This window comes from Blautia sp. HCP3S3_G3, assembly GCF_052063365.1.
Classification (GTDB): Bacteria; Bacillota; Clostridia; order Lachnospirales; family Lachnospiraceae; genus Blautia_A.
The window spans coordinates 26,281-41,662 of the sequence record NZ_JBQHXR010000008.1 but is presented as its reverse complement, the minus strand read 5'-3'; the positions used below and the strand labels follow the sequence as shown (position 1 = coordinate 41,662).

Annotated in this window: 16 protein-coding genes; 14 read left to right on the top strand and 2 right to left on the bottom strand. The window is 43.7% G+C overall.

Annotated features, from left to right (window positions below):
• Window positions 1-24 precede the first annotated feature (24 nt).
• The 10 genes from ACTNEW_RS09220 to ACTNEW_RS09175 all read left to right on the top strand — a co-directional run bounded on the left by ACTNEW_RS09220 (window position 25) and on the right by ACTNEW_RS09175 (window position 10,260).
• Window positions 25-1,035: a PhoH family protein gene (locus ACTNEW_RS09220; RefSeq protein WP_441060177.1), complete on the top strand. Its 1,011-nt coding sequence runs from the start codon at window positions 25-27 to the stop codon at window positions 1,033-1,035.
• Complete coding sequence (gene ybeY, locus ACTNEW_RS09215; RefSeq protein WP_441060175.1) at window positions 1,032-1,526, top strand: rRNA maturation RNase YbeY; 495 nt, start codon at window positions 1,032-1,034, stop codon at window positions 1,524-1,526. The genes ACTNEW_RS09220 and ybeY overlap by 4 nt, the downstream gene beginning before the upstream one ends.
• 143 nt (window positions 1,527-1,669) lie before the next feature.
• The gene (locus tag ACTNEW_RS09210; RefSeq protein ID WP_441060173.1) at window positions 1,670-2,077 is read left to right on the top strand and encodes a hypothetical protein; all 408 of its coding nucleotides are present in this window, start codon (window positions 1,670-1,672) and stop codon (window positions 2,075-2,077) included.
• 87 nt (window positions 2,078-2,164) lie between these two features.
• Window positions 2,165-3,010, top strand: coding sequence for a glutamate 5-kinase (proB, locus tag ACTNEW_RS09205; protein ID WP_441060171.1), 846 nt, complete (start codon window positions 2,165-2,167; stop codon window positions 3,008-3,010).
• An 84-nt stretch (window positions 3,011-3,094) separates the two neighbouring features.
• Window positions 3,095-3,316, top strand: coding sequence for a DUF896 domain-containing protein (locus ACTNEW_RS09200; protein WP_441060169.1), 222 nt, complete (start codon window positions 3,095-3,097; stop codon window positions 3,314-3,316).
• Window positions 3,294-3,881: a 5-formyltetrahydrofolate cyclo-ligase gene (locus tag ACTNEW_RS09195; protein ID WP_441060167.1), complete on the top strand. Its 588-nt coding sequence runs from the start codon at window positions 3,294-3,296 to the stop codon at window positions 3,879-3,881. The genes ACTNEW_RS09200 and ACTNEW_RS09195 overlap by 23 nt, the downstream gene beginning before the upstream one ends.
• Before the next feature lie 192 nt (window positions 3,882-4,073).
• Window positions 4,074-6,560, top strand: a complete 2,487-nt coding sequence (locus ACTNEW_RS09190) for a hypothetical protein (protein ID WP_441060165.1) — start codon at window positions 4,074-4,076, stop codon at window positions 6,558-6,560.
• A gap of 343 nt (window positions 6,561-6,903) precedes the next feature.
• Complete coding sequence (locus tag ACTNEW_RS09185; protein ID WP_441060163.1) at window positions 6,904-7,821, top strand: M14 family zinc carboxypeptidase; 918 nt, start codon at window positions 6,904-6,906, stop codon at window positions 7,819-7,821.
• Window positions 7,822-7,914: 93 nt separating this feature from the next.
• Window positions 7,915-9,309, top strand: a complete 1,395-nt coding sequence (gene miaB, locus ACTNEW_RS09180; RefSeq protein WP_441060161.1) for a tRNA (N6-isopentenyl adenosine(37)-C2)-methylthiotransferase MiaB — start codon at window positions 7,915-7,917, stop codon at window positions 9,307-9,309.
• Window positions 9,310-9,480: 171 nt separating this feature from the next.
• A complete protein-coding gene (locus ACTNEW_RS09175; protein ID WP_441060159.1) occupies window positions 9,481-10,260 on the top strand; it encodes an inositol monophosphatase family protein in 780 nt (259 codons plus the stop codon).
• Window positions 10,261-10,362: 102 nt separating this feature from the next.
• Here the strand turns inward: ACTNEW_RS09175 and ACTNEW_RS09170 are convergent, their stop codons facing one another.
• Window positions 10,363-11,706, bottom strand: a complete 1,344-nt coding sequence (locus tag ACTNEW_RS09170) for an MATE family efflux transporter (protein ID WP_441060319.1) — start codon at window positions 11,704-11,706, stop codon at window positions 10,363-10,365.
• Between the two features lie 282 nt (window positions 11,707-11,988).
• Here ACTNEW_RS09170 and ACTNEW_RS09165 point away from each other — a divergent pair, with 282 nt between their 5' ends.
• From ACTNEW_RS09165 to ACTNEW_RS09150, 4 genes are all read left to right on the top strand, one after another.
• The gene (locus ACTNEW_RS09165; RefSeq protein WP_441060157.1) at window positions 11,989-12,354 is read left to right on the top strand and encodes a BMC domain-containing protein; all 366 of its coding nucleotides are present in this window, start codon (window positions 11,989-11,991) and stop codon (window positions 12,352-12,354) included.
• A 12-nt stretch (window positions 12,355-12,366) separates the two neighbouring features.
• Window positions 12,367-12,795 carry a BMC domain-containing protein gene (locus ACTNEW_RS09160; protein ID WP_441060155.1) on the top strand — a complete coding sequence of 143 codons (429 nt, stop codon included), beginning with the start codon at window positions 12,367-12,369 and terminating at the stop codon, window positions 12,793-12,795.
• Between the two features lie 54 nt (window positions 12,796-12,849).
• Entirely contained in the window at window positions 12,850-13,395 is a 546-nt protein-coding gene (locus ACTNEW_RS09155) for a EutP/PduV family microcompartment system protein (protein WP_441060153.1), read from the top strand.
• A gap of 63 nt (window positions 13,396-13,458) precedes the next feature.
• The gene (locus tag ACTNEW_RS09150; RefSeq protein WP_441060151.1) at window positions 13,459-14,181 is read left to right on the top strand and encodes a glycerophosphodiester phosphodiesterase; all 723 of its coding nucleotides are present in this window, start codon (window positions 13,459-13,461) and stop codon (window positions 14,179-14,181) included.
• A gap of 171 nt (window positions 14,182-14,352) precedes the next feature.
• On the opposite strand, the gene ACTNEW_RS09145 is transcribed toward ACTNEW_RS09150, so the two are convergent.
• Complete coding sequence (locus ACTNEW_RS09145; RefSeq protein ID WP_441060149.1) at window positions 14,353-15,375, bottom strand: alpha-hydroxy-acid oxidizing protein; 1,023 nt, start codon at window positions 15,373-15,375, stop codon at window positions 14,353-14,355.
• Between the last annotated feature and the right edge of the window lie 7 nt (window positions 15,376-15,382).

The window sequence follows — 15,382 nt, the reverse complement described above, 5'->3', positions numbered from 1 at the left end:
TTTGAAACGAAAGGACAGCAATGAATGGCTAACATCATAGAATTACATGCAGATGTGCCTGCCAGCCAGGAAGGGAATGTTTTCGGTCAGTTTGATGAGCATCTGAAACTGATTGAACGGACACTGAATGTCACTTTAATCTCCAGGGACGGAGCTTTAAAGATTCTTGGAAATGAGCAGAACGCATCCCAGGCGAAAAAACTGATTGAAGAACTTGTCACGCTGGCAAACCGCGGCAATACCATTACCAGACAAAATGTCAATTATGCATTGTCCCTTGCTCTGGAGCAGCGGGGACAGGTACTGACAGAAATTGATAAAGACCTGATCTGTAACACGATTCAGGGAAGACCGATCAAACCAAAGACACTTGGCCAGAAAGAATATGTGGATCAGATCCGGCAGAAAATGATTGTTTTCGGTGTTGGACCTGCCGGAACAGGCAAGACTTATCTGGCTATGGCCATGGCAGTGACTGCTTTCCGCAATGAAGAGGTCAGCCGTATTATTCTGACCAGACCTGCCATAGAAGCAGGCGAAAAGCTTGGTTTCCTTCCCGGAGACCTGCAGAGTAAGGTTGATCCGTATCTGAGGCCTCTCTACGATGCACTGTACCAGATTATGGGAGCTGACAGCTTTGCCAAAAACATGGAAAAAGGCCTGATTGAAGTGGCCCCGCTTGCTTATATGCGCGGACGTACACTGGATAATGCATTTATCATTCTCGACGAAGCTCAGAATACAACACCGGCCCAGATGAAAATGTTCCTGACACGTATCGGATTTGGTTCCAAAGTAATCATCACAGGAGATGCCTCACAGAAAGATCTCCCAAGAGATGCTGTATCCGGCCTGGATGTAGCACTGAAAGTGCTGAAAAAAATTGATGATATCGGTTTCTGTCAGCTTACCAGTAAGGACGTTGTACGCCACCCGCTGGTACAGCAGATTGTACAGGCATACGATGATTATGAGAAGAAACAGAAGCCGGCGGCACCAAGAAAGAATACCCGCCGCAGTAAGGAGAATGTATGACATTACAGTTTGAGTGTGAAGTAGAAGTGGACTGGGGAATTGACTGTGCCGGACTGGCAAGAGAAGTTGCCGAAAAAGTTCTGGAAATGGAAAATTGTCCATATGATGCATCCGTAAATCTGGTTTTGACCGATAATGAGGAAATCAAACGTGTAAATACGGAATTCAGAAATATTCTTGCACCTACAGATGTGCTTTCTTTTCCTATGATTCCTTTTGAAACACCGGCAGATTATTCGGTTGTCGAAGAGGATGATTCCTACTTTGACCTGGATACCGATGAGCTTCTTCTGGGCGATATCATGATTTCCGCAGAAAAAGCAGCTGCACAGGCAAAGGAATTCGGGCACAGTGTAAAACGGGAATTCTGCTTTCTTGTCGCACACAGCATGCTGCACCTTCTGGGATATGACCATATGGCACCGGAAGAAGCCGCTGTTATGGAAAAAAAGCAGGCAGATGCACTGGATGCACTGGGTATTACAAGATAAATAAGGATAATGCGCTCTATATACAGTAAATTATGGAATCATTCTCCCGTAACTTACCATCAGAGAAAAGCACATAATCATAACAAAAAAATCCGATACTATAGAATAGAACCATTCCTGTACACAAAGGAGCGTGAATACAAATGCGAAAAATATTCTACAGTATCGGGATTTTTTTGTTTCTTGGCGTCCTGTCCCTGGCCTATTATCAATCCTACCAGATTGCAGCCACCCGGGACCGATTATGGCTTTTGTCACAGACAGATGTTTCAGGAAATTCAGAAAACCAAAACACATCTTTTTCCGAAAAAGCCCCCGGTACAGCAGTCATGGCAGATTCGAATGGAGAAACCGGGCAATATGGAACATACTATCTGAAAGAACAGGATGGGTATGTGACGGTTTATCATTCTGATCAGAGAACCATTTATGAAACCACTTCCATTTCGGTCTTATCCCTCCCGGAGTCTCTAAGGAATGAAGTGAGCAACGGAAAATATCTCAGGGATCAGCAGGAATTGTACAGTTTTCTGGAGAATTATTCCAGTTGATCCGGGAAATCAAGAAAAACCATGGACGAAACAAACAAAATGTTGTAAGATAAACCGGATGAAAAAATAATGGAGTGACAAAAGACCATGAACTATCGTGAATACTTAAAAGATAAAAAGAGGATTGTCATCAAAATAGGTACCTCTTCCCTGACCCATCCGGAAACCGGAAGGCTGAATCTTCGCAAACTGGAAGTTCTTGTTCGTGAGATCGGCGATCTTCATAATCAGGGAAAAGATGTTGTCCTTGTTTCTTCCGGAGCCATCGGTGTCGGTGCAGCGGCTCTCGGTATGAATGGCAAACCTGCGGAACTGGAGAAAAAACAGGCCTGTGCTGCAGTGGGACAGGCCAGACTTATGATGATCTATCAGAAGCTCTTTTCAGAATACAATCAGATGGCGGCTCAGATCCTGATGACCAAAAATACAATGGTAGACAATCTGAACCGCAAAAATGCCAAGAATACTTTTGAAGAACTTCTGAAAATGGGCACAATTCCCATTGTAAATGAAAATGACTCTGTTTCCACCTATGAAATTCAGTTTGGTGACAATGATACGCTGTCTGCAGTAGTTGCAGCACTGATCGGAGCGGATCTTCTGATTCTTCTTTCCGATATTGACGGATTGTTTACCGATGACCCGAATAAAAATCCGAATGCAGAATTTATTGATGTGGTGGAAAATCTGGACAGTCATTTTCGTGACATGGGAAAAGCATCCACGGGAAGCAAAGTGGGAACCGGCGGTATGGCCACGAAACTCACTGCAGCTGAAATTGCCACAGCAGCAGGTACCGATATGGTAATTGCAAATGGAGAAGATTTTCATGTAATCCATAAAATCATTGAGGGACGTAATCAGGGAACCTTATTTGTCGGTCATCCGAAAGAAGAATTTTATCTGATCGATTACATAGAAAAACTGCTGTGATTCATTCACAAATACTTCGGGGTTGGAAGTGAACTTCCAAATTTACCGTTATTGACGCAGCAAGAGCGTCAGGAAAGAGGAAAAATGGAAATATCAAGAATCGAAAGAATTAACGAACTTGCCCGTAAATCCAAAACAGTGGGACTTACAGAAGAAGAAAAAAAAGAACAGGCGATGCTGCGCAAAGAGTATATCGCAGCAATCCGGATGAATATCCGTTCACAGCTTGATAATATCAGTATACAGGAAGCAGATGGAAGTATCACCAATCTGGGAGAAAAATATGGAAACAAAAAAAGACATTAGAAAAAAAATTTTTGCTTCGAGAAAAGCATGTACGGATGAACAAATCGAAAACTGGAGCCTGGATATTACCCGGAGAGTCATTGCTCTTCCTGCATTTCGCAATGCCAAACGCATCCTGGCATATGCAGATTACAACCACGAGGTAATCACACGTTATCTTATAGAGGAAGCATGGAAAGCCGGAAAAGAAGTAGCTGTTCCGAAAGTGGTCGGCAAAGACATGGTGTTTTACCGTTTTACAGATTTCTCACAGCTGCAGCCCGGGTATTACGGAATCCCGGAGCCGGATGGAAGCGGAGAAGCTGTAAACTGGGAAGAAGCCCTTATGATCATGCCTGGCGTGGCATTTGACAGGGAAAATCACAGAGTCGGATATGGCGGAGGTTTTTATGACCGTTATCTGGAAAAGCATCCTTCACTGGAACGTGTAGCAGTAGCCTTTGATTTTCAGATCATGCCGGAAGTACCTGTAGAACCTACCGATATCTTTCCGCAGATCATTGTAACAGAAAAAGAGCTGTTGTTTATCCCGTTCACAGAAACCGGTACAGTGGAAAATAAATAACGGATCAGCTATCAGGATACAGGCTAACCTGCCACTTCTGTAATTTGACTTTCCGGTATCAGGTGTGCTATACTATATCATAATGTTTTACAACCGTTCATTTATTTATAAATCGGCCTTCTGAATGGCAGGAAACATTATATCACTTTTTTATTTATTTTATGAATGCTCGTTTTATGGGGAGGATTTATTATGCGAAAAAAACAAGTACTTGCTTTACTTTTATCAGGAGCCCTGACTTTCAGTATGGCACCTGCTGCAGTATTTGCAGAAGATGCCAGCGAATTATCGATAGAAGATGTTTCAGATGCAGGAATAGCAGCAGCCTCTGAAACACCGGAAGAAGAACCGGCAGAGGCTCCGGCAGAAACACCGGCAGAGGCTCCGGCAGAGGAACCGACAGAAGCACCAACCGAAACACCGACAGAAACACCAGTTGAGACACCGACAGAAGCACCAGCTGAGACACCAACAGAAGTTCCAACCACAGCACCTGGAGAAGTGCCTGTCGTTGAAATTCCCTCTGCTGCAGAAGGAAATCTGAAAGAAGGAGAGGGTGCCACACCTACTCCTACAGAAGCAGCTGCAAAACCGTTTACCGTAGGGGATAAATCTTTTGATACCCTGGATGAAGCGCTTGCCGCATGTACAACACCTGTTGCAAATGATGAGCCGGACACCATTATTCTGAATCAGGATCTGGTTCTTGACAAAACAGTAAAACTTACCGGCAAGAACATTGTGTTTGCCACACCTGCTGACAAGACTATTACCATTTCCAGGAAGAGCGGCTTCAAGGGAAATATGTTTGAAGTCAAAGACAGTTTTGTTTATTTTTGCGGTACAGAAGATTATGATGAAGATGGCAATGATATCCATGGAACGCTGACGATTAATGGTGCATCCGAGGAAATGTCCGAAGGTTCTATTGTATCCATATTGGAAGGCGGTTCTTTCCAGTTAATGGCAAACTGTACACTGACCGGAAATAAGACAAGTGCCAATGGTGCAGCAATCCATTGTACACAGGGAATTGTCCTGCTCAGCGGCGGTACCATTACCGGCAACAGCACAACCGGAGAAGGCGGTGCCATCTTCAGTGATTCCACTGTATACGCAGAAGGTACGGTAACTGTTACGGGAAACACCGGTGCAGAAGGAGCTGTAAGCAATATTGTGCTTGCAAATGACAGTTCCATAACAGATCCGAACGATGAAAAAGCAGTTGTCGTAAGTATTGTCGATAAACTGGAAAAGTCTACTATTAGTATTCAGATGAAAAATCCGGCAGCAGGTGTTCCTGTTGTATGCATGGATTCTGATATTGAAGGTATCACGCTTGCCGATGTATTACCACAGTTTACCTATGAAGGCAGCGGAGATTTTTCCATTGACGAAACCGGTTTCCTGAAATCCCAGGAAACACCGGAAGAAACGAAATTAAGCGCAGAGATTAAAGATGCAGCCTGGCTCAGCACAAATAAAGTAAAATTAACGGTAACATCCAACAAAGATGCAACTGTTTACATTAAAGTTGTAAAGACCGGTACAAAAGCACCTACTGCAGATGAAATCAAAAAGGACAATCATAAAACAACCGTAAGCGCAAACAAATCATCTGCTATTACCTACACTTTCTCTACAAGTGAGAAAACAGCTGTAGGAACAGATGGAGCCAGTATTTATCTTTGCTTCATAGATAATACCGGTGAAGCAGTCGTTGTATCCAAAGATATGGATCCGGCAGCCCGTCCCCCGAAACTTACCGGTGTCGATGCATCATGGACAGGACACGATTCCGCAACCGTTATTTTCCAGTCAGATAAATCCGGTACTTATTACTGGACGTATGGAACAGACTCCACTGCTCCGGCTATTGAGAAATGTACCAAAGGTGCTGCACTTGCTGCAAATGCAAATACCCCGATTTATGTAGAGGGTATTACTACAGAAGGTACGATTTATGTATATATTTACGTAAAGAGTGACAGCGGACTGGTTTCTGCACCATTGGTTGCAGAACTTCAGAGCAAATCCCGTCCGGCTGCACCGACCCAGACACCGACCCGCGATCCGAAGGTACCGGCTGTTACAGAAAGTACCGTAACCGGTCTTGAGAAACCTCTGGAATTTTATCCGAATACCTTCTATCCGTTCACCGTATCCGGTGCCGGAATGGACAATACAGATCCGATTGAGGGAGATGTAAGATGGAATCCTCTGTACTGGAGTACTTCCTCCAATCCTTCCGACAGCGAGAAACACAGCACATGGAAAATTGGTGCTGCAGGCGGTATTAAGAAAGCAGCCACCTACAATCTGTACATTTTCTACAGACAGGAAAAATACACCGGCAATGAATGGCGTGCAACAGATAATATCTCTTCTGTCGCTTACCAGTTCCAGTCAGCTGCCATTGAATTTGATGACATACAGATCACTCCTGGTGCGAACGGAACTTATTCCTATTATGATGAAGATGGTAATCTGGTCACAAGAGATGCCGACGGCAATCTGATTTCCAGAACAGATGATACAACGGATACTGGCAGCGCAACTGCAACTGGTGCCAATACAGCAGATGAGTCACCGGTCGGAACCATGGGCATGCTTGCGGTATTATCTCTTCTTGCAGGTGGTTACGTTCTGGTAAGAAAGCGCAAAAGAATAACTGAATAAAGGATCCCCGGAGCCTGCGAATTTCAGGCAAAGAAACGATACGTTGAGCAGATCATGCGATGATTTCAATCGGGATGATTTTTAAGAGACAGGTCTTAATACCTGTCTCTTTTCATATATTATACTAGTATAACCCGCGATAAATAACCTTATGTTTCATACTTGCATGAAAAAACATACCTTTTGACCCTATCATCCTGTGATTATGGAAGTCACGGACAACATCCATATGCCTGAGTACATAGGCATATGGATAATCTATTTTTCCAGAGCTACAAATAAACTGCTTTTCATGCATGTACTTCAACCATGATCCGCTATGGATATCAGGGAGGATTCCGCAATGATTACAACAGAACCTCTTACCTATGAAAAAATATACTATACACTTTGGGAAACTGCGCAGCGATATCGCTCATTTACCCAGTTTCGTGTAATCGGAAGCAGTCATGATGAACGAATGATTCCCATGCTGGAAGCCGGACATGGCATTTCTGTGCTTTTCTGTATTGCAGGACTGGATGGAGCGGACCGATGGATGTCCTCTTTTCTTGTGGAGATGATACAGGAATACTGCAGAGCTTATGAGTCCAACTGGACACTGGAAGAAGAATACCAGGTAAGAGAACTTTTGGATGATGTACGGATCTGTTTTATTCCCGTAGTGAATCCGGATGGGTTTGAAATAGGTGAAAAAGGCTTTTCTGCAATTCGTAATCCCATCTATCGGCAGATGCTGAAAATGATGGAGCGTGATTCCGACGGATTTTCCTATAATGCGAGAGGCATGGATATCCGGCGGAATTTTCCTACCTGCTACTGTTCCAGAAACAGAATTCATCAGGAGCCGGCAAGCGAAAACGAAACAAAAGCCCTGATCCGGATTTTCCAGGAATATCGCAGTGCCGGTCTTTTGTCATTCCGATATCTTGGCAAACGAATTGTTTATCTGAGGCATCCCCAATCTTTTGCCTATAACCAGAGAAGCTACCGGCTGGCGCGCCATCTTCAAAAATGTTCCTGCTACCGGCTGGAAAAATCTTCGGATGAAGAAAGAGGAAGACGCCGGGAAGAGCAGACAGGAACCGGTTCACCGGAACAGTATTATGGAGAAATCACAAAACAGCCTGCATTTATGATTGAAACACCGGAAATCATACATGACAGCCCAAAAGAACAGGCAGAAGAATGCAGACAGAATTACCAGGAAATCCATACACTGCCTCTGGAATATATTATGTCATTGAACAGACATGGATAATTTAATTGTTCAATTCAGCAGAAACTCTTTGACAGTTCCCGATAAATTCTGTATGATAGAGATTGTCTAAAGAACGGAAAGGATGGATCATCTTTGAGTAATACAAATGAAACCCAAATTCAGTTAACATATGTTCAGAAATGTTCAGATCTGCTTCCTTCCCTTTATGAAGGGCGCAGACCTACTTATTACATCGAGAATGAAGGATGTCAGATGAATTCCCTGCAGACCGAATCCGTAGCTGCCATGATGGAAAAAATCGGATATACAAAAGTGGATACCGAAGATGCCGACGCAGTGATCTATAATACCTGTACGGTTCGTGAAAATGCCAATCAGAAAATATACGGACACCTTGGTCATCTCAAGAGTATCAAAAGAAAACATCCGGATATGAAAATTATTCTCTTTGGATGTATGATGCAGGAGCAGCATGTGGTAGAAACAATTCGCAAGAGCTATCCATTTGTCAGTCTTGTATTCGGTACCCATAACATTCATAAATTCCCGGAATTATTTTTCCGCACACTGACTTCCGACAGCCAGATCATTGATATCTGGCAGGAATCCGATGAGATTGTGGAGGGACTTCCGACTTCCAGGAAATATTCTTTCAAAACCGGCGTGAATGTCATGTTTGGCTGCAACAATTTCTGCAGCTACTGTATTGTTCCCTATGTACGAGGCAGAGAGAAGAGCCGTGAACCACAGGCAATCATCGATGAGATTCGAGCACTGGTTGATGATGGAGTCACGGAAGTCATGCTTCTTGGCCAGAATGTAAACTCCTATGGAAAAACTCTGGAACACCCGGTGACTTTCGCAGAACTGCTTACACAGATTGAGGAAATTGAAGGATTAAAGAGAATCCGTTTCATGACTTCTCATCCGAAGGATTTATCTGACGAACTGATCGAAGTAATGGCACGAAGCAAAAAAGTGTGTCATCACCTGCATCTGCCACTGCAGTCCGGAAGCAGCAGAATCCTGCAGAAAATGAACCGCCGTTATGATAAAGAGAAATATCTGGGTCTGGTGGAGAAAATCCGCACGGCAATTCCGGACATTTCCCTGACCACAGATATTATCGTCGGTTTCCCGGGAGAAACAGAAGAAGATTTCCTGGAAACACTGGATGTGGTACAAAAAGCAGATTATGATACGGCATTTACCTTTATCTATTCCAAAAGAACCGGAACACCTGCAGCCAAAATGCCGGATCAGATACCGGAAGATGTGGTAAAAGAACGATTCGGACGTCTTCTGTCTCTTGTGCAGGAGAACGGCAGAAAAGTCTCTTCCCGTTTTACCGGCACCGTAAAAGAAGTTCTGGTAGAAGAAGAAAGCAAAGAAAAAGGCATGCTGACAGGCCGCACAGAGCATAATCTTCTGGTGCATTTTGAGGGAGATCCGTCTATGATCGGAACCTATGTCAATGTAAGCCTTGATACCTGTAAGGGATTTTATTATTTCGGACATGTTGTATGATCGTTGACTAGTACATCGAAAAATAAATGACTAGCTATATCACGCAAGTGATATAGCTGGTTATTTATTTTTCGATGTACTAGGTAATAGAAGTCAACGAAATTCCATAAACTGTACAACGATGTACTGGATGCAAATCATATTTTAGGAAAGAAGGAAACAGAAATTACGATGCTGAATGAAAAGGAACAGACCGAAGTACTTTTGCTGGTCAGAAAAACAAAAGAATTAATCTACAGAGAGCTGGAAGCAGCCAGAGTCACGGTAAAAGGTGCCGCTGACTATGTCACAAATGTTGATTTTGCAGTACAGGAATTTCTGAAAAAAGAACTGGAAGAACGTTTTCCGGATATCCGTATGATTGCAGAAGAGAAGGAAAACCGGGATTTGTCACCGGATGCCAGATACTGGATTCTGGATCCTATTGACGGAACCACCAATCTGATTCACCATTACGGACTGAGCGCGGTTGCACTGGCATTATATGAACAGGGACAGATTACCTTCGGGGCAGTATACAACCCGTTCCATGAAGAACTGTTCTTCGCGTCCCTTGGAAATGGTGCTTATTTCAACGGAGAAAGAATTCAGGTAAATAATCAGATTGCACTGAAAGACGCAGTCATATCCTACGGCTCCTCCCCTTATGAGAAAGAAAGGGCAGAACTGCTTTTTCCCCTGTTTCATCGAATTTTCAAATCTGTCGCAGATTTCCGCAGAACAGGTTCCGCAGAGCTGGATCTCTGTTATGTTGCATGCGGGCGTCAGCACGGCTTTATCGAACAGAATCTGAAACCATGGGATTATGCAGCGGGAAGCCTGATTCTTACAGAAGCAGGCGGCATGATCAGCGACTGGGAGGGAAAGGAACTTCCCTATCTTGTAAATGCAGATATTGCTGCAACCACCCGGACAATTGCAGAACCAATCAGAAAAATGCTTCAGGACTGAACCTGAAGCATTTCTTCTGATAAAAAGTACTTTGCATTTTCCTATAATGATTTTTCCTATGATAATATGAGATAAAAATCAGACTTTTTAAAATCAGATTATTTACTTTTGTCTTTCTTCCCTGACTGCATAACCATATACCCGTTTCCTTACAAAATAGAAACAGATTACCTGCAGAATAATAGAAATAATCCAGGATGCAGGATAAGAGATGAACAGTATATCCAGGGAACGATGATGCGGAAAGATACCGAAAATCCATACCACTCTGGTTCCTACCGTTCCAATAATGGAAAGAATCATAGGCACTGCAGAATAACCAAGTCCGCGCATCGGTCCCGGAAACAGATCCATCAGACCGCATAGAAAATAAGTAACCGTCGTATAGGAAAGAATTTCCATACCGCTCCGGATCACATCCGGATCGCTGGTATAAACTCTCAAAATTTCCGGACCGAAAACATAAAAACTGCATCCAAGCACCAGACCAACTGTCACTGACAGAAACATACATTCTACCAGAACTTTATCAATTCGTTTATATTTACCTGCTCCGTAATTCTGGCTGGTAAAACTCATACAGGCCTGTGTGACCGAATTAATCGAAGTATAAAGGAATCCCAGAATATTGTTTGCAGCCGTATAACCTGCCATGGCAACGGAACCAAAAGAATTTACAGAAGACTGCAGCAGCACATTGGAAAAATTAATGATCGTGCTCTGAAGTCCTGCAGGGATTCCCACCTGGAAAATCTGTTTCAGGTAATAGCTTTTGATTTTTAATTTTGAAAATCGAAGCTGATAACTTCCTTCCGACCGGTACAGGCAGCGCAGGACCAGATAACAGGAAATCATCTGCGAAACAACGGTAGCAATGGCAACTCCCGATACGGAAAGATGAAAGACAATCACCAGTAGCATATTAAGCAGCGCATTGATGATTCCGGAAATGATCAGAAACACTAATGGCCGCTTCGTATCTCCAACTGCCCGAAGGACAGCAGCACCATAATTATAAAGCATAAAGAACGGCATTCCCAGAAAGTAGATTCGCATATAAAGCGTGGACTGATCAATAACATCCGCAGGTGTATCCATCAGTGCCAGTGCCAGTCTGGAAAAGATAAGTCCCGCAAAAGCCATGAACACACCGCTGATCATAGCAAACAGAATAGAAGTATGTACCGTCTCTGACATTTCCTTGGATTTGCCTGCTGCAAAAAAACGTGCGGCCAGTACATTGGTACCCAGTGAAATGCCGATAAACAGGTTGGTAAACATGTTGATCAACGCTGTTGTAGAACCTACTGCCGCCAGGGCTTTGCTTCCGCTGAACCGTCCTACCACAACGATGTCTACAGCATTGAACATCAGCTGCAGAACACCGGAAAGCATCAAAGGCAGTGCAAAAGAGATCAGCTTATCCATGATCGACCCGCTGCACATATCAATCTCGTATTTGTTTTTTTTCAACTCTTCATCCCCTCATCCATTTATCTTTGCCAAAATTCGACAAAAAAATTCTTCTCCGAATCTCAATATAGCACAGACCAATCTGCTGGTCAATATGAGAAACCTTTTTGGAAAAACCAAATAAAAAATGTTGTTTCTTGCCCGATTCGCATCGAAAATTGCCAGATTTTCGTGGGATTTTGACTTGACATCAGATTTCTATGATAGTATCATTAAAGAAATATTTGTAAATTTCTGAAAGAGAGGAATTACGAAATGGCAAATGAACATGAAGAACAGATCAGAATCGTACAGGAGACCGTAGCAGGCAAGGAGATTACTTTTGCACATGTGATGGGCGGCCCTGCTCCGATCATTTACCAGAAACTCGGATTAAACCCGCAATTGGACTATCGTTCCTCAGCCATTGGAATTATGAATATGACACCGCCGGAATCAGCAGTCATTGCATCTGATATCGCAGTAAAGAGCGGCAATGTATATCTTGGATTCGCAGACCGTTTTACCGGAACGCTGATCATTACCGGAGAAATTTCCGATGTCATTTCCGCATTAACGGAAGTTGTTGATTATTTCCGTGATTCTCTGGGATATGTAGTCTGCAATATTACAAAAAGATAGGATGTGCGGTTTATGGCTCAAATGACCAAAAAAGAACTGCTGGAAAAGATCTTCCATGAGGATTACGAAAATCTGAAAGGCAAAAAACTGCGGATGACCCGTGTACGTGTTCCTGGCAAAGAAGTTTGCCTTGCACATGTGCTGAGTCCTTCCGATGCATGTATTTATCAGAATCTCGGTCTTCATATCGGTGTCCATGAGGGAGAAGATCATACGGGAGAATCCATTGGACTGATTCGCTTTACCCCCTGGGAGGCAGTTGTCGTAGCGGCAGATGTCGCAATGAAAAGTGCAGATATTCAGATTGGATTTATGGACCGTTTCTGTGGTTCTCTGATCATTACCGGAGGACTTTCCCAGGTACAGACGGCAGTGGAGGAAGTTGTCCGTTTCTTCTCTGAGGAACTGGGATTCAAAACCTGCGCGGTTCATAAAAGCTGAGAATAGATAGAGCAGAAGTGTCTGTTCATACAGACAGCACGATAAGGTGAATACATGAAAAAAATTTTTTTAATGGGCAGAAGTGAAGCCGGCAAGACTTCTCTGACACAGGCACTGAAAGGTGAAGAGCTTCATTATGTAAAAACGCAATATACTACAACAGATGAGGATACGATTGATTCTCCGGGAGAATATGCAGAATCCAAACGTTTCAGTGTGGGTCTGGCATGCTTTTCTTTTGAAGCGGATGTGGTGGCGATTGTTCAGGCGGCAGATGAACCGTTTAATCTGTTTGGAGCAAGCTGCAGGTGCTTTATTCTTCGTCCGTTGATCGGAATTATAACAAAGATCGATTCCCCTTATGCCAATGTGGAAATGGTGAAGCAATGGATGATCAATGCGGGATGTGAACGCATTTTTCTGGTAAACAATGTTACAAGAGAAGGAATCGATGAGCTGATGGAGTATCTTCAGGAAGACATGTCTAAGCTGACGATGGAACAGGCCAGATTTAAACAGAGTCTTGGACTTAATGACTGGGATCCGCTCCCGGACGGAGTGGAATATCCAAAGGATACCCGGTGTGCGGAGGAAATCTGAGACAGAGACTTCTGCTAAGGATCCGGTGTCCGTAGGAAAATAGAAAGGTGGATTGGAATTCGTATGAATACACATACAAAAATATTTGCACATCGCGGATTTTCAGGCAGATATCCTGAGAATACGATGCTTGCTTTTACAAAGGCAGTGGAGACCGGCTGCTATGGTATCGAGATTGACGTACAGTTGACAAAAGATGGTGAACTTGTTATTATTCATGACGAGGGTGTGGAACGGACAACCGGTGCCAAAGGATATATCCGGGATTATACACTGGATCAGATCAAAGAGCTGAATGCTTCCGGGAAATGGGGCGATCAGTTCGGAAAAACAGAAATCCCCACACTGGATGAGTATTGCCGCATGATTGCCGGAACTTCCATGGTTACGAATATAGAACTGAAAAACAGCATTTTTCCCTATCCGGGTATGGAAGAGAAGGTGTGGAAGATGATTCAGAAATATCATCTGGAAGACAGAGTACTTATTTCTTCGTTTAATCACTATTCTCTTCTCAAGTTTAAAGAGCTTGCCGCTGATATTCCCTGCGGGATTTTGGAAGAGAGCATTGTTGTGGATGAAGCACAATACGCAGACAGACTGGGGATGCAGTTCCTTCACCCGTCACATCCTGCAGTGACAGAAGTATATGTGGAAAAAGCCAGGGAATATGGTCTTGGAATCAATACCTGGACAGTCAATGATGAAGAACTGATGAAAAAGCTCATAAGGCTTGGTGTTCATGGAATTATTACGAATTATCCGGATGTTGCAGTGAGATTATAAATCATCATATCATAGACCCATGATTATGAAAGAGCATTGGAGAAATCCAGTGCTTTTTTGTGAAATTAAATGGAATTCTTACAAATCAAATGGAATGATTGACCTCCTTGCCGAACAGGCGAATTTGCATGAAGTACATTGTCCGGCAGGGAGGTTCTGGTTTTCATAGTATTATTTATAAAAAATCATTTCTTTTGTAATGGATTTCAGATCGTGTGCGCCGCACATGGACATGGTATCTGCAAGTTCCGAGCCTATTTTTTCGATATAGGTTTTCACACCTTCTTCGGCACCGCCGTAAACCGCGGTGACAAAAGGACGGCAGATCAATACCGCATCAGCTCCGAGAGCCAGCGCTTTAAAGACATCCGTTCCGCTTCGGATACCTCCGTCCACAAGTATTTTCACTCCGGTTCCGTTAAGGGCATCAGCGATCTCTTCCAGAACCTCCGCGGTTGCAGGACACTGGTCAAGAACACGTCCGCCGTGGTTGCTGACAACAATCGCAGAAGCACCGGCGTCTTTTGCTTTTAGCGCACCTTTAACGCTCATGATTCCTTTTACGATAAACGGTACGTCCGCCGATTTTATAATCTCACCCAGCTCTTCAACGGTTTTACTTCCTGCAGGCGGTGTCATGTTTTTCAGAAACGGAAGACCTGCAGCATCAATATCCATGGCAGCTGCAAAGATTCCCGCTTTTCTGCACAGTTCCAGCTTTTCTTTAATTGTATCAGGATTCCAGGGTTTTATAGTTGGAACACCGATTCCGCCGGCGGCTGCGATTGCCTGTGCAGCCCCCTCCATGACTTTGGGGTTGGTGCCGTCTCCGGTAAAAGCAGCGATTCCATTGTCTTTGCAGGCTTTTACCAGAATGTTGTTATAGGTAAGATCATCGTATTTGTCGCCGTAGTGGAGATTGACTGCTCCTACAGGACCTGCAAAAAACGGATAGCGGAACGACTGTCCAAATATTTCAAGCTTCGTATCCGGTTCTCTGTTTTCACAGATGGTATCCATATTGATCCGTATTTCCTGCCATTTATCATAATTCCGTATCGCAGTGTCTCCACTGCCCTTGGCACCGGGACCGGGTATCTGATTGCGGCAGGCTTTTCCATTACAGATCTCACATGCCTTGCAGTAGGAACCGATGCATTCCTTTGCCTGCGCAAGTACTTCTTTATATGTCATTGACAAG

Bases quoted from the DNA above. Each gene is read 5' to 3' on its own strand.
- ACTNEW_RS09220 (WP_441060177.1), top strand. From the start codon at position 25: ATGGCTAACATCATAGAATTACATGCAGATGTGCCTGCCAGCCAGGAA.
- ybeY (WP_441060175.1), top strand. From the start codon at position 1,032: ATGACATTACAGTTTGAGTGTGAAGTAGAAGTGGACTGGGGAATTGAC.
- ACTNEW_RS09210 (WP_441060173.1), top strand. From the start codon at position 1,670: ATGCGAAAAATATTCTACAGTATCGGGATTTTTTTGTTTCTTGGCGTC.
- proB (WP_441060171.1), top strand. From the start codon at position 2,165: ATGAACTATCGTGAATACTTAAAAGATAAAAAGAGGATTGTCATCAAA.
- ACTNEW_RS09200 (WP_441060169.1), top strand. From the start codon at position 3,095: ATGGAAATATCAAGAATCGAAAGAATTAACGAACTTGCCCGTAAATCC.
- ACTNEW_RS09195 (WP_441060167.1), top strand. From the start codon at position 3,294: ATGGAAACAAAAAAAGACATTAGAAAAAAAATTTTTGCTTCGAGAAAA.
- ACTNEW_RS09190 (WP_441060165.1), top strand. From the start codon at position 4,074: ATGCGAAAAAAACAAGTACTTGCTTTACTTTTATCAGGAGCCCTGACT.
- ACTNEW_RS09185 (WP_441060163.1), top strand. From the start codon at position 6,904: ATGATTACAACAGAACCTCTTACCTATGAAAAAATATACTATACACTT.
- ACTNEW_RS09175 (WP_441060159.1), top strand. From the start codon at position 9,481: ATGCTGAATGAAAAGGAACAGACCGAAGTACTTTTGCTGGTCAGAAAA.
- ACTNEW_RS09170 (WP_441060319.1), bottom strand. From the start codon at position 11,706: ATGTGCAGCGGGTCGATCATGGATAAGCTGATCTCTTTTGCACTGCCT.
- ACTNEW_RS09165 (WP_441060157.1), top strand. From the start codon at position 11,989: ATGGCAAATGAACATGAAGAACAGATCAGAATCGTACAGGAGACCGTA.
- ACTNEW_RS09160 (WP_441060155.1), top strand. From the start codon at position 12,367: ATGGCTCAAATGACCAAAAAAGAACTGCTGGAAAAGATCTTCCATGAG.
- ACTNEW_RS09155 (WP_441060153.1), top strand. From the start codon at position 12,850: ATGAAAAAAATTTTTTTAATGGGCAGAAGTGAAGCCGGCAAGACTTCT.
- ACTNEW_RS09150 (WP_441060151.1), top strand. From the start codon at position 13,459: ATGAATACACATACAAAAATATTTGCACATCGCGGATTTTCAGGCAGA.
- ACTNEW_RS09145 (WP_441060149.1), bottom strand. From the start codon at position 15,375: ATGACATATAAAGAAGTACTTGCGCAGGCAAAGGAATGCATCGGTTCC.